This window comes from Pseudescherichia sp. L3, assembly GCF_024656065.1.
Taxonomy (GTDB): Bacteria; Pseudomonadota; Gammaproteobacteria; order Enterobacterales; family Enterobacteriaceae; genus Pseudescherichia.
This window is the reverse complement of the sequence record NZ_JANKYC010000001.1, coordinates 1,444,789-1,469,764: the sequence shown is the minus strand read 5'-3', so window position 1 is coordinate 1,469,764 and position 24,976 is coordinate 1,444,789. Positions and strand designations below refer to the sequence as shown.

At 60.2% G+C, this 24,976-nt stretch carries 21 protein-coding genes and 1 pseudogene; 12 read left to right on the top strand and 10 right to left on the bottom strand.

Features of this window, described 5'->3' with window-relative positions; all coding sequences use genetic code 11:
* A complete protein-coding gene (locus tag NR795_RS07105) occupies window positions 1-1,875 on the bottom strand; it encodes an amidohydrolase (RefSeq protein ID WP_257757707.1) in 1,875 nt (624 codons plus the stop codon).
* Window positions 1,876-2,087: 212 nt separating this feature from the next.
* Between NR795_RS07105 and NR795_RS07100 the strand changes: the two genes are divergently transcribed.
* The 5 genes and pseudogenes from NR795_RS07100 to NR795_RS07080 all read left to right on the top strand — a co-directional run bounded on the left by NR795_RS07100 (window position 2,088) and on the right by NR795_RS07080 (window position 9,285).
* Window positions 2,088-2,777, top strand: coding sequence for a hydrolase (locus NR795_RS07100; RefSeq protein ID WP_257757706.1), 690 nt, complete (start codon window positions 2,088-2,090; stop codon window positions 2,775-2,777).
* 72 nt (window positions 2,778-2,849) lie between these two features.
* Window positions 2,850-2,984 (top strand): annotated as a pseudogene (locus tag NR795_RS07095) (DUF1427 family protein); the annotation flags it as partial.
* 29 nt (window positions 2,985-3,013) lie between these two features.
* On the top strand, window positions 3,014-3,268 hold the full coding sequence (locus tag NR795_RS07090; RefSeq protein WP_181016623.1) for a XapX domain-containing protein: 255 nt from the start codon (window positions 3,014-3,016) through the stop codon (window positions 3,266-3,268).
* A 45-nt stretch (window positions 3,269-3,313) separates the two neighbouring features.
* Complete coding sequence (locus NR795_RS07085) at window positions 3,314-3,697, top strand: response regulator transcription factor (RefSeq protein WP_042390765.1); 384 nt, start codon at window positions 3,314-3,316, stop codon at window positions 3,695-3,697.
* Window positions 3,697-9,285, top strand: a complete 5,589-nt coding sequence (locus tag NR795_RS07080; protein WP_257757705.1) for an AAA family ATPase — start codon at window positions 3,697-3,699, stop codon at window positions 9,283-9,285. Before NR795_RS07085 ends, NR795_RS07080 begins: the two co-directional genes overlap by 1 nt.
* 3 nt (window positions 9,286-9,288) lie before the next feature.
* On the opposite strand, the gene NR795_RS07075 is transcribed toward NR795_RS07080, so the two are convergent.
* Window positions 9,289-9,693: a hypothetical protein gene (locus tag NR795_RS07075; protein ID WP_144815273.1), complete on the bottom strand. Its 405-nt coding sequence runs from the start codon at window positions 9,691-9,693 to the stop codon at window positions 9,289-9,291.
* Window positions 9,694-9,741: 48 nt separating this feature from the next.
* Window positions 9,742-10,362 carry a response regulator transcription factor gene (locus NR795_RS07070; RefSeq protein WP_257757704.1) on the bottom strand — a complete coding sequence of 207 codons (621 nt, stop codon included), beginning with the start codon at window positions 10,360-10,362 and terminating at the stop codon, window positions 9,742-9,744.
* A gap of 317 nt (window positions 10,363-10,679) precedes the next feature.
* Between NR795_RS07070 and NR795_RS07065 the strand changes: the two genes are divergently transcribed.
* Window positions 10,680-11,543: a MurR/RpiR family transcriptional regulator gene (locus NR795_RS07065; RefSeq protein WP_222887842.1), complete on the top strand. Its 864-nt coding sequence runs from the start codon at window positions 10,680-10,682 to the stop codon at window positions 11,541-11,543.
* 19 nt (window positions 11,544-11,562) lie between these two features.
* On the opposite strand, the gene NR795_RS07060 is transcribed toward NR795_RS07065, so the two are convergent.
* From NR795_RS07060 to NR795_RS07050, 3 genes are all read right to left on the bottom strand, one after another.
* The gene (locus tag NR795_RS07060) at window positions 11,563-13,050 is read right to left on the bottom strand and encodes a sodium:solute symporter family protein (protein ID WP_257757703.1); all 1,488 of its coding nucleotides are present in this window, start codon (window positions 13,048-13,050) and stop codon (window positions 11,563-11,565) included.
* Window positions 13,051-13,229: 179 nt separating this feature from the next.
* The gene (locus NR795_RS07055) at window positions 13,230-13,625 is read right to left on the bottom strand and encodes a RidA family protein (RefSeq protein WP_042390775.1); all 396 of its coding nucleotides are present in this window, start codon (window positions 13,623-13,625) and stop codon (window positions 13,230-13,232) included.
* Window positions 13,626-13,634: 9 nt separating this feature from the next.
* A complete protein-coding gene (locus tag NR795_RS07050) occupies window positions 13,635-15,077 on the bottom strand; it encodes an amidohydrolase family protein (protein ID WP_257757702.1) in 1,443 nt (480 codons plus the stop codon).
* 201 nt (window positions 15,078-15,278) lie between these two features.
* Between NR795_RS07050 and NR795_RS07040 the strand changes: the two genes are divergently transcribed.
* Complete coding sequence (locus NR795_RS07040; protein WP_144815291.1) at window positions 15,279-16,499, top strand: amino acid deaminase; 1,221 nt, start codon at window positions 15,279-15,281, stop codon at window positions 16,497-16,499.
* Between the two features lies 1 nt (window position 16,500).
* Here the strand turns inward: NR795_RS07040 and NR795_RS07035 are convergent, their stop codons facing one another.
* The 4 genes from NR795_RS07035 to NR795_RS07020 are packed head-to-tail and all read right to left on the bottom strand — an operon-like array spanning window position 16,501 to window position 20,393.
* Window positions 16,501-17,277, bottom strand: a complete 777-nt coding sequence (locus tag NR795_RS07035; protein WP_144815294.1) for an ABC transporter permease — start codon at window positions 17,275-17,277, stop codon at window positions 16,501-16,503.
* Window positions 17,270-18,028, bottom strand: a complete 759-nt coding sequence (locus NR795_RS07030) for an ABC transporter ATP-binding protein (protein WP_257757700.1) — start codon at window positions 18,026-18,028, stop codon at window positions 17,270-17,272. Before NR795_RS07030 ends, NR795_RS07035 begins: the two co-directional genes overlap by 8 nt.
* Window positions 18,025-19,332, bottom strand: coding sequence for an acyl-CoA thioesterase/bile acid-CoA:amino acid N-acyltransferase family protein (locus NR795_RS07025; RefSeq protein WP_257757699.1), 1,308 nt, complete (start codon window positions 19,330-19,332; stop codon window positions 18,025-18,027). The genes NR795_RS07030 and NR795_RS07025 overlap by 4 nt, the downstream gene beginning before the upstream one ends.
* The gene (locus NR795_RS07020) at window positions 19,329-20,393 is read right to left on the bottom strand and encodes an ABC transporter substrate-binding protein (protein WP_144815305.1); all 1,065 of its coding nucleotides are present in this window, start codon (window positions 20,391-20,393) and stop codon (window positions 19,329-19,331) included. The genes NR795_RS07025 and NR795_RS07020 overlap by 4 nt, the downstream gene beginning before the upstream one ends.
* A gap of 325 nt (window positions 20,394-20,718) precedes the next feature.
* Between NR795_RS07020 and NR795_RS07015 the strand changes: the two genes are divergently transcribed.
* Genes NR795_RS07015 through NR795_RS06995 form a run of 5 tightly spaced genes read left to right on the top strand, consistent with a single transcriptional unit; the run spans window position 20,719 to window position 24,968 of the window.
* Window positions 20,719-21,417 (top strand): GntR family transcriptional regulator, encoded by a 699-nt coding sequence (locus NR795_RS07015; RefSeq protein WP_257757698.1) that lies wholly within the window; start codon window positions 20,719-20,721, stop codon window positions 21,415-21,417.
* Window positions 21,414-22,181, top strand: coding sequence for an ABC transporter ATP-binding protein (locus tag NR795_RS07010; RefSeq protein ID WP_257757696.1), 768 nt, complete (start codon window positions 21,414-21,416; stop codon window positions 22,179-22,181). The genes NR795_RS07015 and NR795_RS07010 overlap by 4 nt, the downstream gene beginning before the upstream one ends.
* The gene (locus NR795_RS07005) at window positions 22,182-22,955 is read left to right on the top strand and encodes an ABC transporter permease (protein ID WP_257757694.1); all 774 of its coding nucleotides are present in this window, start codon (window positions 22,182-22,184) and stop codon (window positions 22,953-22,955) included.
* Window positions 22,956-22,958: 3 nt separating this feature from the next.
* Entirely contained in the window at window positions 22,959-23,939 is a 981-nt protein-coding gene (locus tag NR795_RS07000) for an ABC transporter substrate-binding protein (protein WP_257757693.1), read from the top strand.
* A gap of 12 nt (window positions 23,940-23,951) precedes the next feature.
* A complete protein-coding gene (locus tag NR795_RS06995; RefSeq protein WP_257757691.1) occupies window positions 23,952-24,968 on the top strand; it encodes a zinc-binding dehydrogenase in 1,017 nt (338 codons plus the stop codon).
* The last annotated feature ends 8 nt before the right edge of the window (window positions 24,969-24,976 follow it).

Below are 24,976 nucleotides of genomic sequence, written 5' to 3'. Positions count from 1 at the left end.
TCAGAAGGCGAAGCAGCTGCAGCCGAGCGCGCCCCAGAAGGCGCTGTCGTCTGAAACTGGAACCGAGGAGTGGCGCGCCACGTCGTGCTGGTGGCTGTGTACGCCGCACGGACCGCTGCAGTGGTGCACGGCAGGCATCAGCCCGACGCGGTTTTGCTGCGGTGGGGCGCTGCGGTAGTGGCCCGGCACGTTGACCACCGGCGACCACTCTGGCAGCACAGGAATCGACGGCGGAGCTTCCGAGGTAAAGGCCCCTGCGGCGTAGACGATGTTGCCATCCACCACGGTCAGCACGGATTCGATACCTTTGATCTCCTCTTCCGGCACGCGGAAATAGTCTTTGCTCAGCACGGCGAGATCCGCCAGCTGGCCAACTTTGATCTGGCCCTTTTTGCCCTGCTCGCTGGAGAACCAGGCGCTGCCCTGGGTCCAGAGCATCAGGGCGGTGTCGCGGTCGAGGCGCGCGTTGACGTCATACATCTGCATGCCGCCCACGGTGCGGCCAGAGACCAGCCAGTAGAGCGCAGTCCACGGGTTGTAGCTGGCGACGCGGGTGGCGTCGGTACCCAATCCCACCGGCACGCCGGTCTCCAGCATCTTCGCTACCGGCGGGGTGTGGCGCACCGCCTCCATGCCATAGCGCTCGGCGAAATATTCGCCCTGGAAGGCCATCCGGTGCTGTACCGCAATGCCGCCGCCCAGCGCTTTGATGCGGTCGATGTTGTGTTGGGTGACCGTTTCGGCATGATCAAAGAACCAGTGCAGGCCGTTGAAGGGAATGTCGCGGTTCACTCTCTCGAACACATCCAGCATGCGGCTGATGGATTCGTTATAGGTGGCGTGCAGGCGGAACGGCCAGCGGTGCTCTACCAGATGACGGACGACGCGCTCCAGCTCGTCTTCCATACCCGGCGCGAGATCCGGGCGCGGTTCAAGGAAATCTTCGAAGTCCGCGGCGGAGAAGACCAGCATCTCGCCTGCGCCGTTGTGGCGGAAGAAGTCGCTGCCCTGGCCCGGCGTCAGCATATCGGTCCACTTCTCAAAATCCTCCAGCTCATGGCCGGGACGCTGGGTAAACAGGTTATAGGCGATGCGGATGGTCATCTGCTCTTTGGCATGCAGCTCGGCGATCACCTCATAATCTTCCGGGTAGTTCTGGAAGCCGCCGCCGGCGTCGATGGCGCTGGTCAGGCCCAGGCGGTTCAGCTCGCGCATAAACTGGCGGGTAGAGTTGACCTGCTGCTCCAGCGGCAGCTTCGGCCCTTTTGCCAGGGTAGCGTAGAGGATCATGGCGTTCGGGCGGGCAATTAGCATCCCGGTGGGGTTGCCGTTGCCGTCGCGCTGGATCTCGCCGCCGGGCGGGTTCGGGGTATCTTTGGTGTAGCCCACCACCTTCAGCGCGGCGCGGTTGAGCAGGGCGCGGTCATAGAGATGCAGAATAAACACCGGCGTATCCGGCGCGGCCTCGTTGATCTCATCCAGGGTGGGCATCCGGCGTTCGGCAAACTGAAATTCAGACCAGCCGCCGACCACGCGCACCCACTGCGGAGCAGGGGTGCGCAGCGCCTGCTCTTTCAGCATACGCAGCGCGTCCGCCAGCGACGGCACGCCTTCCCAGCGCAGTTCGAGATTGTAGTTCAGACCGCCGCGGATCAGGTGCAGGTGGGAGTCGTTGAGGCCTGGGATCGCGGTGCTGCCTTTGAGATCGATGACGCGGGTGCCTTCCGCCTGGTGCTGCATCACCTCTGCCGCCGTGCCAACCTCCAGAAACTTGCCGTCGCGAATAGCCACCGCATCGGCGACCGGGTTTTCCCTGTCTACCGTATGAAATTTACCGTTGAGTAAAATGAGTTCTGCCTTGCCGAGCGAGACCATTGGGTTCTCCTGCTGAAGCGTCCGAAGCCTGATGCGCCGGACTATAAAGTGATGGGATTATCTTCAGCAGGGGGATCGGGCGTCTAGTTATACGAAGGTATACCTATACGAAGGTATAGTTATACACAGAGATAATAGTTATGCCGGTTCAGGGGTTTTACTATCCGTGTCGATAACAATCTGTTTTAACTTACACGACAATGGAAACTCACATGACCAACTCTAAGCTTGAAGTACTGACCCCAGAAAATTGCCAGATGATCTTTATCGATCAGCAGCCGCAGATGGCCTTCGGCGTGCAATCTATCGACCGTCAGGTACTGAAGAACAACGTGGTTGGCCTGGCAAAAGCGGCTAAGGTCTTCAACATTCCCACCACCATCACCACCGTTGAAACCGAAAGCTTCTCGGGTAACACCTTCCCGGAGCTGCTGGACGTCTTCCCTGAGCACGACATTCTTGAGCGTACCTCCATGAACTCCTGGGATGACCAGAAAGTGCGTGACGCGCTGGCGAAGAACGGCAAGAAGAAGGTGGTGGTGTCGGGTCTGTGGACCGAAGTGTGTAACAACACCTTCGCCCTGTGCGCCATGCTGGAAGGGGGATACGAAATTTATATGGTGGCTGACGCCTCCGGCGGCACCTCTAAAGAGGCGCATGACTTCGCGATGCAGCGCATGATCCAGGCGGGCGTGATCCCGGTGACCTGGCAGCAGGTTCTGCTGGAGTGGCAGCGCGACTGGGCGCACAAAGAGACCTACAACGCCGTGATGGATATCGTGAAAGAGCACTCCGGTGCTTACGGTATGGGCGTTGATTACGCTTACACCATGGTGCACAAAGCACCGTCGCGTGCCAAGGGCGCACATCGTACCCTGGCTCCGGTTCCGGCCAACAAATAACGTCGATGCGGGCCGGACCTCTGTCCCGGCCCGTTTTTTTACTGAGTGACGATTGAATAACGGGAGACTGCCATGAGCGCAGAGCTTATTTCCCTTGGCGCTGGGGTCTTGATTGGTCTGGTTTACGCCCTGCTGAAGGTGCGCTCGCCCGCGCCGCCTGCCATCGCGCTGGTGGGTTTGCTGGGGATGCTGGCAGGCGAGCAGCTTGTCAATCTCTTTACCTGGGCAGGCTAAATATGTTGAAATCATACGTTGTTTCGCTGGCGACCGGCCTTTTGGCAGGGGCTATCTATGGCGCATTACAGGTTCATTCGCCTGCACCACCGGTCATTGCCCTGCTGGGGCTGTTCGGTATGCTGGTGGGGGAACAGCTTATTCCGGTATGTCGGCGTCTTCTACGCCGTCAGCCGGTCACCCTGGCATGGTTTCGTCATGAATGCGTGCCCAAAATCAGCGGCACTCCTCCCCCCGAAGGCAAAAACCTACCGTAGGGAGCGCCACTCACGTTCGCGTGAGCTCAGTCAGAGGATCACGGCATGGCGTTCTCTCCGCGCATTGTCATTGTTGACGATGAACGTTCCGTTCGCAGCGGGCTAAGCAATTTACTGCTGTCGGAGGGCTACGATACCTGCACCTTCGAATCCGCAGAAGCGTTTCTCAGTGACGACTCGGCGTTGGCCAGCGCCGATCTGTTGATCCTCGACGTCAAGCTAAAGGGGATGAGCGGCCTGGAACTCTATACTTCAGTGGTATCGCAACCCAATCCGCCGCCGGTTATTTTTATCTCCGGACACGAAGAGAAAAACAGCCAGTGGACGATCACGGGCGCGGAGGCCGTTTCGCTTTTACGCAAGCCGATCAATATTGATACGCTGCTGGAACATATCCGCCGTGAACTCTCTTTACGTGAGGAGCGCTGATGAGCGAAAAACTCTCTGCCGCCGGCAACCTGATGAATGGCGACGTATTTACCTTAACCGACGACATTATCTTCACGCCGCTGGCTCAGGAAGGCTGCATCGCCTGGACTTTGTGTCATCCGCTGCATTCGGGCGAGAGCTTTATCCTGGCCAGCGCCGCCAGCGATGAGGCAGAGTTTCAGGCAACCCGGCTGCTCAAAAACGAATTTGCCCTGCGTAGGCAGCTTTCTGGCGTCTGGGCGGTACGACCCATCAGCTCCACCAGCCATCACGGCCGCTATGCCCTGGTCTATGCCCCGTTTCCCTTCCGCACCCTGGCGCAATCCACCCGCCTGCGGGTAGGCAATATCGCCGACTTTCTGGCGATGGCGCTAGGCCTCTGCACGCCGCTGCGGCAGATGCATGCCCAGGGGCTGGTGCACAGCGATATCAAACCCGGCAACTTTTTTATCGATCCCGGCGGCGCGTACCGGCTGGCCGGATTCGGCTTGACCACCGGCTCGCCAGAGATCGCCAGCCAGACGAGCCTGACGGTGCCCGGCGGGACGCTTGCCTATATGTCGCCGGAGCACACCGCGCGCACCCGCGATAACGTTGACAGCCGCAGCGATCTCTACAGCCTGGGCATCGTGCTGTATGAACTCCTGACCGGCACGCTGCCCTTTGAGTCCAGCGAAGGCGGGCAGGCGGAGTGGGCGCATCACCATATTGCCTCTGTTCCCCGGCCGCTGCACGAGGTGCGGCCCTCGGTGCCCGGCATGCTCTCGGCGATCGTTCTGCGTCTGCTGGAAAAATCCCCGGCGAACCGATACCAGACGGTGGAGGGGCTGATCGCCGACCTGCGCCGCTGTCAGGCGAACCTGGCAGAAAACGGGGATATCACGCCGTTTACGCCAGGCTTGCAGGATCGTCTGCCCGCCCGCTTTTTGCCGGACAATCTCTACCTGGCTCACCCTCAGCAGCAGCAGCTGCTGGCGGCGTTTGACCGGGTCATGGAGAGCGGCACGCATTCGCTGGTGGTGATTAGCGGCCCGCTCGGCAGCGGCAAGTCGTCGCTCATCGCGTCGGCGCTGAAAACGCTCCAGCATCGGCGTGTGCTGCTGGCGGTCAGCAAAGCCGACCAGTATTCCGCCGTGGTGCCCTATACCGTTATCGCCTCGGCCTTTCGCTCGTTAACGCTCTATCTGCTGGGGCTGGGGGCAGAGGACGTTGCGCGCTGGAAGCGGCGGCTTACCCGGGCGCTCGGCAGCTATGCCGTCCTGGCCGTCAAGCTGGTGCCGGAGCTGGGCCTGCTGCTGGATAATTGCTCCCTTACCGCGGGCGATCCCGACTCCACCGACGCCCGGGCGCGTTTCAACCAGATGGCATCCCGGCTGGTGGAGGCCTTCGCCACGCCGGACTGCCCGCTGGTGTTATTAATTGATGATATTCACTGGATAGATCAGGCCAGCCTGCAGCTTCTGGAATACCTGACCCACGCCAGCGGCGCGCTGCCGCTGCTGATGGTGGTTGCCCACTCTGATACCGACGCGTTTCCCGACGGTAGCGCGCAAACGCTGCTGAAAAACCTGCGCGCCGACGCCCATCATCTTGTCGATATCCGACCAGAGCCGCTCAGCGTCAAAGCCGTGTCGCGCTGGCTGGCGGACATTTTTCAGGCCCGGGCGTCTGGCTTACACGAGCTGGCGACGCTTATTCATGAAAAAACCGGCGGCAATCCGCTGTTTACCCATGAGTTTTTTCAGCGCATCGTCAAAGACGGGCTGATCACCCATAACAAAAAACAGGGCAAATGGTATTACGATCTGCCTGCTATCCGCGCGCGAAACTACACCGAAAACGTGGCAAGCCTGGTGCTGCTGCAGCTGGCGGATATGCCTCTGCAAGTGCGCAGGCTGCTTGGCTGCCTCGCCTGTGTAGGCGGAACAGGCAAACCCGCGCTGCTGAGCCAGATGCAAGCCATCGCGCCCGAGCAGCTTCACGAGCAGCTGCAACCGGCGGTTTCCGCCCGGCTGATTAGCCTTGCCGGGGATGAATATACCTTTACGCACGATCGCGTACACAAGGCGGCGCGGGCGCTGCTTAACGCTGACGAGATCGGCCAGCTTAATCTCTCTGCCGCGCGCCTGTTCACCGAGGCGGCGCGCCAGAGCGACGACAGCGATCGGCTGTTTTTAGCGGTTCACCATATCACCTCAGCGCTTAACGACATTCGCTTCTCGCCGGAGCGCGACAGCTACCGTGCGGTCTGTCATCTTGCCGCCCAGCGGGCGAAAAGTACCGGTGATTACGCCTCTGCCGTGCGCTATCTGCGTACCGCAAAGCTGCTGCATGAGGATGCGCTCCACGCCGAGCCGGATGAAGCTTTCCAGCTTGATTTTGACGAGGCGGAGTGCGAGTTTCTGCAAGGTAATCTCCCCGCTGCGTTGGCGCTGTGCCAGCGGCTGATGCATGCGCCGCGCCCGCATCAAAAAGCGGTAGCCGCCTGCATGATGGCGGAAATTCATATGCGCCAGTCTAATATGCCGCTGGCGCTGGAGACGGCCCTGTCCGGCCTGGTCACCTTTGGCGTTGACCTTAGCCGCCACCCGACGGCGCACGACTGCGACGAGGCGTGGCGATCGGTAGAGTCCCGAATTAGCGGCGATCCGGTCGCGGCTTTCCAGACCCTGGCCGTAACGCAAGACGGGGAGGCGGAAGCGATCATGAGCCTGATGCTCAGCGCCAGCATGTTCGCTGCCTTTGCCTGTCCGCGCCTGCACTTTTTACTGCTCTGCAAAATCATTCATATGACGCTGGACCGGGGATTATGCGGCGCTTCAACGGCGGCATTTGCCTGGTATGGCGTGCTGATTGGCCGCCGCTACAACGAATATCAGGCCGGATTTATCTGGAGCCAGCTCGCGCATGAGCTGGTGATGCGGCACGCTTTTAACAATTTCAAAGGGCGAACGCTGCTGGCGGTAGATCTGGCTACCTCGTGGGTGAAGCCGATCGGATCGGCCATCGAGAGCGCGAAAGTCTGCTTTACGGCCTCGGTTGACCACGGCGATCTCACCGCCGCCTGTTTTATCATTCGCCATCAGACCATGAATTTTCTTACCCGCGGCGATCACCTGGACGGCGTGCTGACCACTATCGAGCGCGGCCTGGGCTTTATTCGCAAACTGCGCTTCCCGGACGTGGAGATCCTGCTTCTGCTCCAGCGGCTGTATGTGAATCACCTGCGTAATGCCTCGGGGAGTTTTACCGGCGCGGACGTTTTCCCCGCGTCGCTGATTGCCGATGAGGCAGCGCGCGGCCATCAGCACATCCCTCTGACGCTGTTCTGGTTCTGGCTCTATCGCGGTATGGCGCATTTTATGGCGGGGGAGTACGCCGAGGCGTCCCATTGCCTGGAGAACGCCGCGCCGATGGTCGACAGCGTGCCGGGGTATATCCATCTGCTTGATTACCATTTTTACAGCGCGCTTTCCCTGACGCTTGCCCTGACGCCGGAGACCGCAACCGCCGCGCAGCGGGAGACGGTAAAAGGCCATCACGATCGGATCGCGCTGTGGGCGCGGCATAATCCGGCGACCTTTGCCGATAAAGAGGCGCTGGTCGGCGCAGAGCTGGCGCGCCTGGAGCAGAAGAGTGATATCGCCATCGCCCACTATGAGAGGGCGATTAAGCTCTCGGGCGACGCGGAGTTTCATCACATCCACGGCCTGGCCTGTGAGCTGGCCGGAGGCTTTGCGAAAGCAGCGGGCTTCCAGGTGGCCTCCGAGGCCTATTTCCGCGGGGCGTTTTCTGCATGGCGGCGGTGGGGCGCGATGGCGAAACTGCGCCAGCTGGAGCGCCACTATCCGCATCTCTCGCCATCCGTACAGAGCACGCCCTACGACACCATTGCTTTTGCGCAGAATGAGGTTGTACACGATCTGGAGAGCATGCTCAGAGCGGTGCGCGCCATGACGGAGGAGATCGACCTCGACCGGCTGATGCAGACGCTGATGACCCTGCTGCTTGAGCGGGCAGGTGCTCAGCGCGGCCTGCTTATTCGCATTCTTGATAACAACGTGCTGGAAACTCAGGCCTGCGCGGAGACCTCCTCGGACGGCGTGAAGGTGCGGCGGGTTAAGGAGCGGCCTTCTGCGACCGATATGCCGCTGTCGATTCTCTCGGCGGTGATGCGTACTGGCCAGGAGATCCGCACCGGGAAGCCGGGAAGCTTTAGCCCCTTCAGCCAGGATGCCTATCTGGTGACCTCCGGCGCGGCGGTGATGTGCGTCCCGATGTACAAGCAAGCCAAAATGGTCGGCGTGCTCTATCTGGAAAACCGCGTCATGCCGGAGATCTTTACCGCCGAGCATTCACGCATCGTCAGGATGCTGGCGTCGCAGGCGGCGGTATCGCTGGAAACGGCGCGTCTGTACGCCGAGCTGCTGGAGGAGAACGTCCAGCGGCGGCGGGTTGAGAAAGAGCTGCGCGCCAGCCAGACCTCCCTGATGCTCGGGGAGCGCATCAGTAACACCGGCACCTGGCGCTGGGATATCGATCAGGATCTGATGTTTGTCTCCGATGAATACGCCCGCATCCTTGGCCTGCCGGACCGGCAGCGCACGATCTCGATGGCGGATTTCCTGATGCTGGTGCATCCGGAGGATTATCAGCGCATCAGCCGGCTGGTTACCGATAGCGTGCGCAACGGCGTCTCGATGCGCGCCGAGTTTCGGGTGTTTCGTCCGGACGGAGAGTGCCGCTACATTCTGGGGGTAGGTAATCCGGTGGGGGATGAACCCAGCGTCGCAGAGTATTTCGGCGTCATCACCGATATCACCGCCCGCCGCCAGTCGGAGGACGCCGTGCGCGTGGCGCAGGCCGATCTCGCCCGCGTCGCCCGCGCCACCACGGTCGGGCAGCTAACGGCCTCTATCGCCCATGAGATCAACCAGCCGCTGATGTCGATTGTGGCTAACGCGGGTGCGAGCCTGCGCTGGCTCAGCCGGGAGCCGGCCATGCTCAGCCATGCGCGTACCAGCCTGGAGGAGATCATCAGCGAGGGCGAACGCGCCGGGAATATCATTCGCGGATTACAGGCGCTGACGCGCAACCAGACGGCAAGCCGCTCGCGGGTGAACCTGCACCATCTGGTCTACCACATTGTGGCGCTCTCACGCAGCGAGCTGGAGCGGCAGCAGATTGCGCTCCAGTACCAGCTTAAGGCGCAGGATGCCTTTATCTACGGCGACAGCGTGCAAATCCAGCAGGTGCTGCTGAACCTTATCGTCAACGCAATTGATGCTATGGCGGGCATACATGACCGTCCGCTCACCCTCACCGTGAGCTCACTGAACCCGGAGCCGGGCAGGATCCGTCTGGACATTACCGATACCGGGATTGGTCTGAGCCCCGAGGTGCAGGCGCGGCTGTTTGATTCGTTCTACACCACCAAAGAGCAGGGGATGGGGATGGGGCTGAGCATCAGCCACTCTATCATTGAACGTCATGCGGGTCGGTTGCAGGCTGCCCCAGGCGAGCGCCACGGCAGCCGATTCTGGTTTACCCTGCCGGTGCATGACGAGCAGGGTGAGCAGGGCGAGTAGCGCTTAGGACGCGGGCGCGATCTGCGTTAAACGGTTACGCAGTTCGCCATGCGCCATCGCCACCTCGGTGGACTCCTGCAGCGCATCGAGGTATTTCTGGCGAAACTCACCGCTGTTCTCCGCGCTCAGCAGGCTGGCGAGCGTTTTACGTACGCTCTCCACCGCCGCGCTATCTACCGGCTGCTCTTTGTCGTCCAGTCGCTCGTCAATGTCTACCAGCACCTCAGAGATCTGGCGCAGCCAGGCAAACTGCGGGTGGCTGGTCAGCAGCTGTAAATGCTCAAACGCGTTGCCGGGATCGCCAAAACGCGTGGTTTCGAGATCGACCAGCGTTTTATGCAGTTTTCTTAGCGTGGATGAAAGGGACTTAAGCTGCGAGCGGGGCTCAGTAGCGGGTTGGCTGGTCATCGATTTCTCCGGGGGCTTCAACGTTAACAACAGGCCGCAGCATAAGCATTAGCGGCTTTGCGATTTCACTATATTAAGACGCTCCGCACAGCGAACCAGATCCGCCAGCGAACGCACTTCCATCTTTTCCATGACCCGCTTCTTATGCACCTTGGCGGTAATTTCACTCACGCCCATGGCGGTGGCGATCTGCTTGTTCAGCAGGCCGCCGATGGCCAGTTGAAACACCTCTTTCTCGCGCGGGGTCAGCGACTCGTAGCGGCTGGTGAGCGTCTGTATCTCCTGCGACGCACCCATATTTTTCTCCGCCAGCGACAGCGCATCTGCCACAGCCTTGAGCAGCAGCCCCGGCACGGCGGGCTTGGTCATAAACTCATAGGCCCCGGCCTTCATCGCCTTAACCGACAGCGGGATGGTGCCAAACCCGGTGAGAAAGATCACGGGAATGAGATAGCCGAGTTTGGTCAGTGATTCAGCTACGTCAAAACCGTCGGCATCCGGCATGTTCATATCAAGGATAAGACAGCCGGGCTCTGGCCTGAACGCATGAGCGAGAAAGGCCTGCGCTGAAGGAAAGTCAGCAACCCGATAATCCTCTGCCATTAACAACCTGACCAGAGATTGCCTTACCGAATTATCATCATCTACTACATAAACAATAGGATCCATGAGTAGTCCTTGCCATCAACGGGTATGTATGCGTCTGAATCGGTTATTAAAAAAGCATATAACCATTTTGTTGTCTTATATAACAGAGACATACGCCACGTGTTTACCAAATAATAACCGGATAGTAACACAATAATTCTCATTATCATCTTGAAAATACGAAGATCGGGTGGAGTTAGGTAAGATATTGACAAGTAAAGGATAATAATTGAGCACTGGTAAAAAAAGAGGCGTAATTATCAGGTTACAGTGGCTGACAGCGGCCAGGCAAATTATGATACAAAGTACCAACACTCTTCTGAACCCTGACGCTACGCATGGCTTATACGATTGATATTATCTCCTGCATTACCGATCGCTTTATGGAGCTGACCGCCACTGAAAAGCGCATTGCCCAGTTCATTCTTGATGATGTCGCTACGGCGGCGGACCTGCCGATTGCCGAGCTGGCGCGCCTGACCGAAACCAGCCAGGCCTCTGTTACCCGTTTTGCGCGCGCGTTGGGCTGTAAAGACGTACGCGAATTAAAAATGAAGCTGGCGCAGTCCCTGGCGGTAGGGCAGCGTTTTATCCTCGACGTGCCGGATCTCGAAGGGGTGCAGGGGATTTACGAGTCGATCATCAGCGTGCTGGAGACCAACCGCCGGGCGCTCAACGGTGAGGCGCTGAACAAGGCGGTTAGCTGGCTCAGCCAGGCGCGGCAAATTCTCGCCGTTGGCATGGGGGGCGGATCCACCATCTGCGCTCAGGAGCTGCAATACCGCTTTTTCCGCCTTGGCCTGCCGGTGGTCAGTCAGAGCGACGGCCTGCTGGTGCGGATGATGTGTTCCGCCGTGGCTCCGCAGGACGTGGTGCTGGTGCTGTCGCTGGGCGGCTATACCCCGGAGATGATCGAGAGTGCGGCGATTGCCAGGCAGTACGGGGCGAAAGTGATCGCCATTACGCCGCTGGAGACGCCGCTGGCGGAGCAGGCCGATCTGGTGCTGCCCCTGCTGGTGCGAGAAAACGACTACATCTTTAAGCCCAGCACCTCTCGCTACGCCATGCTGGCGATGGTGGACGTGCTGGCGACTGAGCTGGCGATGGCGAACAAGGCGCAGACCAAAGATCGGCTGCGCCGTATCAAGCTGGCGCTGGACAGCCACCGCGGCGGCGTGGACCGTCAGCCGCTGGGAGACTGATCCACGCCAGCATGCTTCGCTAGCCCTCTGTCGGTTTACGTTTGCCGATCGGCAGCGGCGGCGCTTCCGGCTGGCTCTCGCGTTCACGGGTAATCAGCGCCAGCGCCTCTTCCCGGCTGAGCGCGCTGGCAGGCGTGACCAGCGTCACCACCACCGCACAACCCAGGCTGGTCAGCACCGACGGCACGCAGGGGTTGCCCCAGAAGGCGAGCCAGTCGCTGTCCATCAGTACGGCGACTGAGGCACCCGCGCCACCCGCCAGCGCGGCCAGCGCTCCCTGCCAGTTAAAGCGGTTCCAGAAGCGGCCCAGAATCGAGCAGATAAACATGCCGGACATAATCATCGAGATCATTTTGGTGATATAGCTGATGATGTCGTTAGAGGTGAGGGCGAACAGCAGGGCAAGGGCGATCACCAGCACCAGGAAGATGCGCGACAGACGAATGGCTTTCTCCGGCGCAGGCATATGCCCGGTCACCAGGGTGTAGAGATCGCGCAGGATGATCGATACCCCGGCGATAGCATCCGAACTGCCGGAGGACATATTGGCAGACATGCCCGCAATCAGCACCGCCATCGCCAGCACCGGCGGCAGAACCTGGGTTGCGAACAGGAAGGCGAAGCCGCTGTTGTCCAGCTGCGAGTTCATCGTCCAGACCGCCATCCCGATAATCGCCGGCAGGAAGGAGAAGAGCAGGTACAGCAGGCCGGTGATGGTAAATGACTGGCGCACCGACGACACCGTTTTTGCCGAATAGATACGCTGACGGTAAGAGGGGGTCGCCAGCACGCCGACGCCGATCACCATCGCCAGCGAGAAGGCGGGCAGGACGCCAAGCTTATCCACCGCAAACAGGCTCTGGGCGGCTGGATCGACGGCATGCTTAATATTCTCCCAGCCGCCGACGTGATTCACCGCCAGCACGGCCATTAAAATAAAGCCGACAAACAGGATGATAGATTGAACGGTATCGATCCACACTACGGCGGAATAGCCCCCGATACCGACATATACTACAAACGCCAGAGCAATAATAATTTTGGCGACGTTAATATCTATTCCACTGGCCCAGGCGAGATACAAACCGCCACCCAAAATATGCGCGCCCAGCCAGCCAATAGAGGCAATAAATATCAGTACGGCAACCACGTTTTTAACAATCTTACTGCCGCCGGTGTAATAGGAGATCTCTTCGCTCATGGTCATAAAGCGTAATTTACGCACCGGGGCAAATAGCCAGGCGACCAGTAAGATCCCGACCGCGCCCCCGAGGCCATACAGCATCCCGGCCCAGCCGTTGGTATAGCCAAAGCCCACTGCGCCCACGCTTGAGCCGGTGCCAACCATGGTGCCCACCGTCGATCCCAGGGTTAATATCATCGGCAACGAGCGGCCGCCCAGCAGAAAATCATCGCCATTTTTTTGATGCCGCGAAACGTACCAGCCGAGCGTAATCATGGCGCAGGCATACAGGGTGAACCAGACCAGGAAAGAGATATTATTCATTGCTCACGTCCAGATATCGTTAATCTATTTCGTCTGCGCGAAACGGATGTGTTAACAGGACCGGTCACCTGAAAAAAGGCGCAGGGGATCCGAGAGTACAGGCAAAGTAAGTGTTGCCGGGGTACCGCAATAGCTTTTTTATAAATGTGCGATCTCCCTTGCGCGCAAGGGAGAGGGGATTATTTGATGCGAGCAGCGTTGTAGCAGGTCACATCGACTTCAACTTTGCAATCCACGACCAGGTCTGCGACGCAGCAGATGCGGGCAGGGGGATGATCGCCAAAAAACTCCCGGAAAACCTTGTTGAACGACTGGAAGTAGCGGGCATCGGTCAGGATCACCTTCACGTGAACCACATCCGCCAGGGTATAGCCCGCCTCGGTCATAATATCCACGCAGTTCTGGATCGCCAGCCGGGACTGATCGACAATGCCGCCTTCCACCACTTCGCCATTTTTCATTGGGGTCTGGCCGGAGACATAGAGCCAGCCGCCTGCCTCCACCGCCCTGGCAAACGGCAGGTGCTGTCCGCCAGTGCCGGTTCCGCCTTCGGTGCCATAACGTTTAATGCTCATCGTTGCTCCTTATTCTGTGGTCTGCCGACGCAGGAAACGTCCTGCGCGTCCTGTAATGTGTTTATGGTGGTCGTAGCTCATTACGCCATTCACCATCACGGCGTCGATGCCGTCCGCGGGCCGTTTAGGATCCGAGAAACTGGCGACGTCGCGCACCGTATGCGGATCAAAAAGGACCAGGTCCGCATAGTAGCCGGTTTTGATCAGGCCCCTCTGCGGCAGCTGGAAGCGCGCCGCCGACATGCCCGTCATCTTATGCACCGCCATCGTCAGCGGGAAAAGCTTCTCGTCGCGGCAGTAATGGCCCAGCACGCGCGGGAAAGCGCCCCACAGGCGCGGGTGCGGCATCGGGTCGTTTGGCAGCCCGTCGGAACCGATCATCGTGACCGGATAGCGCAGCACCCGGCGCACGTCCTGCTCGTCCATGTTGTAGTAAATGGCCCCGGCGGGCATCAGCTGCTCCGCTGCGCTGTGCAGGCTCACCTGCCAGCCGTCCGCTATCTGCTGTAGCGTTTTACCCGCCTGCTCCGGGTGCGCCTCAGACCAGGTAATGACGATGTCGAACTCGTCGGTCACCTGCTTGAGATCCAGCGTCGAGGAGCTGGCGGAGTAGGGGTAGCAATCGCAGGCGATCTCCTGGTGCTGGCGCATCTTGTCGAAAAATGCCAGCGTCTCCCGCGTGCGTCCCCAGTTTTTTGCCCCGGCGCACTTATGGTGTGACACCACCACCGGCACCTTGCCGTGGCGGCCAATCCGGAACGCTTCGTCGAGCGCCTCCAGAATCGGTTCAAACTCAGAGCGCAGGTGCGTGGTGTAGATACTTTTTTCCGCCGCCAGCTCTTCCGCCAGGGCCATCACTTCGTCGGTGGATGACTGAAACGCCGTGGCGTAGGCCAGCCCGGAGCTCATGCCCAGCGCCCCCTGCTGTAGCGCCGCACGCAGCTGCTGGCGCATGGCGGCGATTTCGTCCGCGGTTGCCGCCCGGAACAGATCGTCCATGTGGTTATTGCGCAGGGTCGTATGACCAATCAGCGTCCCGACGTTGATGGCGGGCCGCGCGGCTTCCAGCGCGTGGGCGTAAGCGTCTACCGTCGGATAGATAAAGTGCTCTTTCTCGCCCAGCAGGTTCATCGGGTCTGGTACGTCGCTGCGGATCGTGGCGGTAGCGGCGCTGATGCCGCAGTTGCCGACAATCACAGTGGTGATCCCCTGGCTGATTTTCGGCAGGTAATCGGGCATGCGGATGACGTTGGTATCGTCATGGGTATGCACGTCGATAAAACCGGGCGACAGCACGTTGCCCTTGGCATCGATAACGTGCCCGGCCTGAGCGTGGATCGCAGGCGCGATCTCCACGATACGGTCGCCGCTGACCGCTACATCGGCGCGGTATTCAGGTCCGCCGCTGCCGTCGATAACGGTGGCGTTTTTGAAAAGCCAGTCATGCTTCATAACACCTCACTCTCTTTTTGTTCTGCAGCCAAGTTAATCATTTACAAGCTTAAAAAACAGTGGAAAACTACGCAAAATCCAGATCGTTTTGTGATACTTTTATTCAAAAACAATAACAATATTATATTTACTCTTTTATTTTCATATAGATAGATATGTTATTTTAACGTTAAAACACGATATCCCGATAAGGATTATGTTATGAAATATCATTCCGATACGTTAGTGACCCATAAGTCCGCGATAATGCATACCCCGGCAAACGTGCTGGCAGAAGAGGTTTGCCTGCCCGCGGCGGTGCTTAAAAAGTCGGCGCTGCGCAATAACATCGACTGGATGCAACGCTATGCTGACGCCCGCGGCGTCTCGCTGGCGCCGCACGGGAAAACCACCATGACGCCGTGGATCTTTCAGGCGCAGCAGCAGGCGGGCGCATGGGCGATTGGCGTTGGCAGCGCCTGGCAGGCCGGAGCGGCCATGGCGAGCGGTATCAAGCGCGTGCTGATGGTGAACCAGCTGGTGGGGAAGGCCAACATGCAGCTGATCGCTCAACTTAAGCAGCATTACCGTGAGGTGGATTTTGCCTGCTGTGTGGACAGCGTTGAAAATGCCGCTGCGCTTGCAGACTTCTTTGCCGGGCAAAACCAGACGCTGGATGTGCTGGTAGAGCTGGGCGTGCCCGGTGGGCGCTGCGGCTGTCGCAGCACCGACGCCGCGCTGGCGCTGGCACAGAAAATCCATGCGCTGCCTGGTCTGCGGCTGCGCGGGCTAGAGCTGTATGAGGGTGTGCTGCACGGCGACGATCCGCAGCCGCAGGTCGAAGCCCTGCTGCGTGATGCCGCCGAGCTGGCCTGTGGCATGGAGCACCTGGTGGACGGCGAGTTTATTCTCACCGGCGCCGGTACGGTCTGGTATGACGTGGTATGTGATATCTGGCTTGCCGCCCGCAAACCGGCGCAGTGTCGAATTGTGATCCGTCCGGGCTGTTATATCACCCACGACCGGGGGATTTATGCCGATGCGCAGCAGACGCTGATTGCGCGCGACCGCGTCGCCTGCGATCTGGGTGGCGATCTCGCCTCTGCCCTGGAGCTGGTAGCGATGGTGCAGTCGGTGCCGGAAGCCGACCGCGCGGTGGTGAACTTCGGCAAGCGCGACTGCGCCTTTGACGCCGGGCTGCCGCAGCCGATTGCCCACTATCGCCACGGCCAGGCCCTGCCGTTCCGGCCGCAGGCCATCGTCAGCGTTGGAATTATGGATCAGCACTGTATGGTGAAGCTGGCCCCGGAAAGCGACGTCCGCGTCGGTGACATTCTGGTGTTTGGCACCTCACATCCATGCCTGACCTTCGATAAATACAAAACGCTGCTGCTGATTGATGACGACTACCGCGTCGTCGACGAGCTCGACACGCTGTTCTAATCTACCGTCTGCGGCGATGCACGGCCTCGGCCTCCCAGAAGAGGAGTCGCCGCTGCAGCCAGCGCACCAGCTCTGCGCCGCACAGCCCAATCAGGGCCAGCAAAAACACGCCTGCGAACATGGTCGCCATACTCATGCTGACCGAGCTTGCCGCGATCAGATAGCCAAGCCCGCTCTGCGCCGAGAGAAACTCCGCTACCACCGCGCCAATCAGCGCCAGCGCAACGCCAATCTGCAATCCGGCGAAAATGTCGCTCGCCGCCGAGGGGAGTTTGACATGGAAGAGTAAATACCCGCGTGAGGCGGAAAAGGCGCGGCAGGCGTCCAGCAGCTCTGGATCGGCGCGGCGAATACCGTTGACGGTATTCACAAACAGCGGGAAAAAGCAGACCAGAGTGACCAGCACCACCTTTGACAGGGTGCCAAAACCAAACCACACCAGAATGATCGGCCCCAGCGCCACCTTAGGCGTGGCCTGCAGTGCCACCAGCAGCGGGTAGACGAACCGCTCAAAGGTGCGTGACTCCGCCAGCGCCACACCCAGCGTAATCGCCAGCACGCTGCCGATGGCAAAGCCGCTAAGCGTCTCGCCCAGCGTGACCGCAATATGCGGCCACAGGCTGTTATCCTGAAAGCCGCTGGCCAGCGCGCCGAATACCGCGCCGGGCGAGGGCAGCAGATAGTCGGGAATAGCAAACAGACGCACGGCCATGTCCCAGATAAATACCAGCACCGCCAGGCTAATCAGCGGGTAGATCAGCGGTTGAAGTCTACGCATGAGTAAAATACCTCCGTAAATGCTGGCACAGGGCCATAAACCTCGCGTCCCCTAGCGTCTCCAGCGTGCGCGGGCGCGGCAGGGAAATCGCTAGCTCTTCGACAATTCGGCCCGGCCTCGGCGACATCACCACTACCCGGTCGGCCAGAAATACCGCTTCCTGAATCGAGTGGGTAATAAACAGCACCGACTTGCGCTGCTGCTCCCAGATGCGCTGTAGCTCCAGCATCAGCGTCTCCCGCGACAGCGCGTCCAGCGCCGCGAACGGCTCATCCATCAGCAGCAGCTGCGGATCGTGCAGCAGCATCCTGGCGATGCCGACGCGCTGCTGCATTCCACCGGAAAGCTCGAACGGATAGTCGTTGGCAAAGGGCGCAAGACCCACCAGCGCAAGCAGTTCGAGAGCGCGCTGCCGGGCCGGGCCTTTGGGCAACCCCAGCGTACGGGCCGGCAGCAGGACGTTATTGAGAACGCTTTTCCACGGCAGCAGGTTGGGTTTCTGAAACACTACACCCGCATGGCGGCCCGGTCCGTTCACTGCTTCAGACGCCAGCAGAACCTGGCCCGATGAGGGCGGCATCAACCCGGCGGCGAGCTTAAGAATGGTCGATTTACCGCAGCCGGATGGCCCCAGCAGCGCCACAAACTCACCGTCTGCCACCCGCAGGTCAACGCTGCCCAGCGCCTCGATCTCTCCCCGGCGCGTGGTATAGGTCAGGCTCGTCCCGCGCAGCTCCAGCGCAGCGCTCATGTTTGTGCCTCGTGCTCTGCCCGCGCGGCGGCAAGAAACGCCAGCACCCACTCCCAGCTTCTACGGTTGGCCCGGGCGTTTGCAACCGGCGTTCCACCGCCGTCGATGGCGACCCCCGCCACCGGATGCACTTTAGCGATGTCAGTGGTCGGGACAAACGGAAAGCCGATGGCATGCCCGGCCCCGGCGTTATGCACATGCTCAACCGGCCAGGGGTGTTCCCGTGCCACCAGATCGGCCTTAATGCGATCGCAATACGCTTCCGACGGCCAGAAGCCATCATCAGAGCCGGAGATCACCAGCACGGGCCCGGCAATGCGCTCCACCGGAATACGCGCCGCCGCGGTGAATTCCGCGTTGCGCTCTACCGTTAAAAATGCCGGAGCCTGACGGAGGGGGACGTCCGGGGCGGAAGGGGGGTCAAACGCATGCCAGTCCGCATCAGGATTATTGTGCCAGATATTGCGCAGCGGCTCGCCGCGCCATATCCAGGCGGTGGCGTCGCGCGGCTCGTCCGGACGGCCAGCGCGCAGCGTGCCGTGGATCACCGCGCTTGGCACATAGCCAATTACGGCGCTGATACGTTCGGGGAAGGACGAGGCCAGCAGCAGGGCCAGTTCGCCGCCGCGAGAGTGTCCGGCGACCGCGATAAACCCGGCGCGCGGCTGAAGCTCACGGGCGGCCCACGCCAGCGCTTGCTCAAAATACTCCAGCGGGGTAGCGGAAATGTACTCCGGGCGGCCAGGCGCTTTGAAATAAGCCAGGGCAAACGCCGCGTAGCCGTGGGAGGCAAACAGGGCGGCACGCGACTCAGGCGTCCCACCGCCGGAGCCGTTCAGCAGCACAATCAGCGGATGCGGGCCCTCTCCCGGCGGGGTGAAGAGGGTGCCGGAAAGATCGCCCTCGCGTACCTCGCGGCGCGTAACGCCGGGGGCAACAAGATGCTGCACGATAGTGGTCTGCGCCTCTTTGCCTGCGGCATCCACAAGATGCAGTGCGATCCGTCGCGGTTCGGTGCTGTCGGACAGCTTAGGGTCAACAGGCGCGGAAACCTGGCGCAGCGCCCAGACAGGAGCCATAGGCTCTGTGTCCTGCCAGCTACCCTCCAGCGGTACAGCGGTGGCAACGTCCAGCGCACCGTCTTCAGCGATGGCAAACGCGGCACGGCTTTGCCAGATGCTGCCGTCCGGATGGGTAAACGACGCTGTGAGCCGGGCAACGCCACGCGCCAGTCCGCTGGCAGTGATGCTTCGCGGCCGATCGATTGGCCCGTCAGCCATATCAATATGCAGTGTCATACTCATTTTGCCGCCTCCGCCCGCTTGCGCAGGGCATCTTTATCAAAATCGTCAAACGCCGTAACGAACTCGTTAGAGAAGATCTTTGCCACCGGCACGTTTGCGCTGGGGAACTCCCCCTGTTTCGCCATCGCGCCAATGGCCTGCTGGATCACCGCGAGGTCATACTCGCCTGGCTGGCGGCGCGTGCCGTCCGGTCGGTAAAGCGTGCGCTGCAGGCGGCGGGTAAGCAGCGTCGTCGCCTCGGTCAGGACCTTGCCATCGGCGTTCGCGGGCTTGCTCTCCGGATGCTGTCGCCAGAAGGCCTGTACGCAGAAAGTCGGGTTGATTTCACAGACGTACTGCGCCTCGGTATAGGCGCGGCCAAAGCGGCGGATTAAGTCTGGATCCTCTTTGAAGGTATCCTGATGAGCGATAAAACCGTTGCCGGGGTTCTCCTGAAATACCGCCGGGTAGGCGATACGGCGGATTTTGGTGCCGGTAAACTCAAAAATATCGCCCCAGCTGCTGTTGTAGTTGAGCGCATCCACCTTACCGCTGCGCAGCGCCTGGAAGCCGGAGCCCAGCGCGCCGACCGCCACGAACTCAACGTTCTTGCCCGGCTCCAGCCCGGCAACCCTAAGCGCGGCCCGGCTGTTGGGCAGGGTGCCCCATGTCAGCGCGCCGACGCCGATCTTCTTATCTTTGAGATCGGCAAGGGTTTTAATGGGTGAGTCCGCCAGCACCGTATACTCCAGCGTCTGGTTTGGCGTGCCGTTATAGAAGTAGCGCAGCGGCAGCGGATTTTTGCCGCTGAAATAGCTGGAAATTACCGGCTCCGAGACTGGATAGCCGAAGGTTACACGCTTGCTGGCGACCTGGGGCAGCAGCGCGCCCGCCCCCTGAAACACCAGCAGCTTAACGTCGAGATTTTGTTCTTTGAACAACCCCAGCTCTTGTGCGGCCGCATAGGGGGCCCCGTCGTGGACGGCGGGAGGAATGGCCAGAGCCACGGTCACTTCATCAAGGGCCTGCGCCTGAGCGACGCCGGCAAACGTGAGTGACAACAGCAGATACTTTACTCGCATAGGGCTTCCTGATGATGACGAAACAGAGGCGCTCAAGGTAGAGCAGGCCACCCTCATGCAAAACGAACATATTGCGCTAACGGTATGCAAGAGAGAGCTAATCTGGGCAGCCCAGCGGCAGCGGCGCTCGCCGTTCAGGTCACTGGCTGCTGATACGCCCTTATCCGCGCACTGAGCAGCTCAGTTGATGCTTTTTTCAGTTTTACATTGCTGTTTTAATTATTAGAACCCGACGCAAACCTACCCCAGAATGGCCTCACTAAGAGCATCAAGGCGACGCTGTGAGAAGCTCACTGTGGTGAGATAAGCGGCTAAGGGGAGTGCTGTGACGGAATCTTTATCTTTAGGCGAACGTGCTTACCATGCGATCCGCCGCGACATTCTGACCTGTCGCATGATGCCGGGATCGCTGGTGACTGAATCCGAGCTGATGGAGCGCTACCAGCTGGGTAAAAGCACCTGCCGACTGGCGCTGGCGCGGCTCAGCCATGAATACCTTATCGAATCCCGCCCGCGTAAAGGCTACCGCATCGCGCCCATCACCCTCCAGGATGTAGAGGAGATCTTCACCCTGCGCGTGCAGCTTGAGCCGCTGGCGGCGCGTCTTGCCGTCGGCAAAGTGGATATCGACCTGCTTAAGCGGCTAGAGGCGGACTGCCGGGTAGAGGTCGCCGCGCCGCTCCCTACGCGCATTGATGTGTTTATGAATGCCAACAAGCGTTTTCATCTGGCTATTGCCGAGGCGGCGGGCAATCAGCATCTGCTGCGCACGCTCTCTACCCTGATGGATGAGATGGCGCGGCTGGTGGCGCTGGGGTTCAACGTTCAGCGTACCAAGCCGGAAATTCGCCACGACCATAACGCCATGATCGACGCCTTTATCGAGGGCGACCGCAAACGGGTGGAGTTTATCGCCCGCCGGCATATTGAGACCTTCCAGGCGATGACGCTGGAAAAAATCTACGCCACGTTAACGTCGGACGGTACGCTGCTGCCCGTTCAGGAGAGGAGAGCTTTCTCATGAGCGCCCTTCTTGAAGAGCTGCCTGCCGCCGCTGCGCCAGCGATCGCGCTCCAGCAGGTCGGCAAACATTTCGGCACGCAAGAGGTGTTGAAAGCGATTTCACTTAGCGTTTATCCAGGGGAGATCGTCGCGCTGCTCGGCGCTTCCGGCTGCGGAAAAAGCACGTTGCTGAATATCATCTCCGGCCTGCTGCCGGCTGACAACGGCGACATCGTCCTGCAGGGTGAGGCGGTGGCGCAGTTCAGCCAGTGGCGGCAGGTGGCCTATCTCTTTCAGGAGGACCGACTGCTGCCGTGGCGCACGGTGCGCCAGAACGTCAACTTCGCGCTGGAGAATAGCGCCCTGTCGCGCGCAGAGCGTCAGCGTCGCGTCGAGGCCGCTCTGCAACTGGTGGGCATGGCGCAGGTGGGGGATAAGTGGCCGCACCAGCTCTCGGGCGGGATGCGCAGCCGCATCGCCCTGGCGCGCAGCCTGGTGGCAGAGCCGCAGATTTTGCTGATGGATGAGCCGTTCTCCAAACTTGATCCGCAGACCCGCAGCGCCATGCACGACGAGCTGCTGCGTATTCGCCAGCTTAAGAATATGACGGTGGTGATGGTTACCCATGACGTCGAGGAGGCGGTGATCCTCGCCGACCGCATTGTCATTCTGCAACCCAATCCGGGACGCATTAAGCAGTTTGTGACCGTGACTCTGCCGCGTCCCCGTTTGCCCACCAGCCGCGACGTGGCCGAGAAGGTCCGTCTGCTGCGGATGGAGGTCTAGATGCATAAGTCCAGGAGAGTGCTCTCCCTTATTGTCCAGCGCCTGATCCTGCTGGCGGCCTTTTTCTTACTGTGGCTGCTGGCGGCACGCAATATGCCTGCTTTTGTCCTCCCAGGGCCGGAGAAGACCTTTAACGCGCTGCTGATGCTGTGGCGCAACGATACGCTGCTACACGACATTGGCGTGACCTTCTCACGGGTATTCAGCGGCTTTTTACTGGCTACGGTGGTAGGAACGCTGGCCGGGCTGGCGCTCGGGGCAAGCCGCAGGCTAGCGCAGTTTTTCGAGCCGCTGCTGGCGGTGTTTAACACCGTCTCGTCGGCCATCTGGGCGATATTCGCCATTATCTGGTTTGGCATCTCTAACGCGACCACCGTCTTCGTGGTGTTTATGACCTCAATGCCGCTGATCCTGACCAACGTCTGGCAGGGGGCGCAAACGGTCGAACGACAGTACGTGGAGCTGGCGCGCAGTTTCCGTATGAACCGCGTGCAGACGCTGCTCAAAATCTATTTACCCACCATTCTGCCTTACTTTTTTTCGGGCGCGCGGCTGGCGTTTGGTTTTGGCTGGCGCGTATCGCTGGTGGCGGAAACGCTGGGCGCATCGGACGGAATTGGCTACCGACTGCGCCAGGCGGGCGATCTGGTGCAGACAGATCAGGTCTTCGCCTGGACGCTGCTGCTGGTCTCGCTGATGCTGCTGCTGGAAGGCGGTTTGCTTAAGCCGCTGGAGCGCCACCTCTTTCGCTGGAAATCACACACACAGGAATAACAGATGAAAAACTGGTTAAAGGTGGCCACCCTGGCTGCCGGGGCTCTCTTCGCCCTGAATTCTGCGGCGGCTGAAAAGGTCCGCATTGGCTACTGGAGCAGCGGCGTCAGCCTGGGCTACGGCACCGTACTGGAAAATAAGGACTTTTTGGCTAAGCGCGGCATTGATGCTGAGTTCGTTCACTTCCCGGACGTCAATGCACCCATCAAAGCGCTGGCGTCAGGATCCATAGATTTAGCGTTCGGCGCGCCGCTGGCAGGGGTCTTCAGCAGCGCGGCCGAAGGGGTACCGATCAAAATCTTTGCCGCCACGCAACCTGCCGACGTGCAGTTTGTTGTGCCGCAGGGCTCACCTATTACCTCGCTGAACCAGCTCAAGGGTAAAAAAATCGGCATGTCGCCTGCCGGGTCGTCGGTGGCGGTGATCGCCGCCACGCTGTTACAGGGTAACAACCAGATCGCCCCCAATGATTTCCAGCTGATTGGCGGCAATGAATCGCGCCTTGCCCAGTATCTGGTGCAAAAGCAGGTCGATGCCGCCGCGCTACGTTCGCTGACTATTGAGCAACTGGACGAGCTGAAAGTGACGCCGCTTGGTAGCTTTGCCGATGAGTGGAAAAAGCTGACCCATAGCGACGCCGTACCCTATATCGGCGTCGGCGCGGTGCGCAGTGAGTTGATTGAACAGCACCCGGAAACGGTAGCGCGGGTTATCGCCGCGCTGCGTGACACCCTGGCGTGGGGTAAGGCTCATCAGCAGGAGGTGGTTTCGCTGCTGCAGAAAAACGCCAACCTGCCGCAGCGTGAGGCTGAAGTCTATTTCAGCCGCTGGGACAGCATGAACCGCGTCACCTTTGAACCGGCGGATATCGCCACCCTTAAGCGTCAACACCAGGTCTTTGTCGCCAGCGGCACCGTGAAAGGCGACGTGCCGGAGAGTCTCTACGACGACGCGGCGTACAAGGCATCGGCATCAATAAAATAACAGGAGATAACCGTGAGTCAGACCATGAAAGCGCTGGTGCTTAACCAGCACGGCAGCCTGGACAATCTGTCCGTTGTAGCCGACAAACCGCGCCCGACGTTGCAGCCAGGCCACGCCATCGTGCGGGTGAAAGCCTCCGCGTTTAACTATCACGACGTCTTTACCGTTAACGGCATGCCGGGCATTAAGGTGCCGCTGCCGGTGGTGCCGGGCCTCGATCTTGCTGGCGTCATCGATGAGATAGCTGACGACGTGACGGGCTGGAAGGTGGGCGACCGCGTGCTGATCAATCCGCTGAAGCCCGGCGTGGGGCTGATGGGCGAAATGACCGACGGCGGCATGGCGGAATATGCTCTGGTGGACGCCATGCAGCTTATCGCGCTGCCGGAAGCGGCCACCTTCGCCCAGGCGGCGGCGCTGCCGGTGGCCTACGGCACGGCGCACCGCATGCTGGTCACCCATGACACTATCAAACAGGGCGACCGGGTGTTGATCCTCGGTGCCAGCGGCGGTGTGGGCACCGCCTGCGTGGTGCTGGCGAAAAAGCTCGGCGCGGAAGTTATCGCCTGCGTCGGCAGCGCGGAGAAGGGCGAGGCGCTGCTCGCGCTGGGTGCCGATCACGTCGTTAACTATCGCGAAGAAGATTTCTCCCGCTGGGCAATTGGCCGCTACGGCAAACCCCAGCGCCGTAACTATGAGGGCGGCGTGGACGTGGTGATTAACTTCACCGGCGGCGACACCTGGCGTCCCTCGCTCAAATGCTTAAAACGCGGCGGCACGCTGCTGGTCTGCGGTGCGACGGCGGGCTACGACCCAGCGGAAGATCTGCGCTACGTCTGGAGCTTTGAGCTCAACATCAAAGGCTCCAACAGCTTCTACACCGAGGATCTGGAAGCGCTGCTGACGCTGGTGGCGCAGGGCGACATTAAACCGCTCATCGACCGTGAGCTGCCGCTGGAGCAGGCGGCGGAAGGGCTGCGGTTGATCCGCGACCGTGAAGTCTTAGGCAAAGTGATTGTGACACCATAAGGATAAGC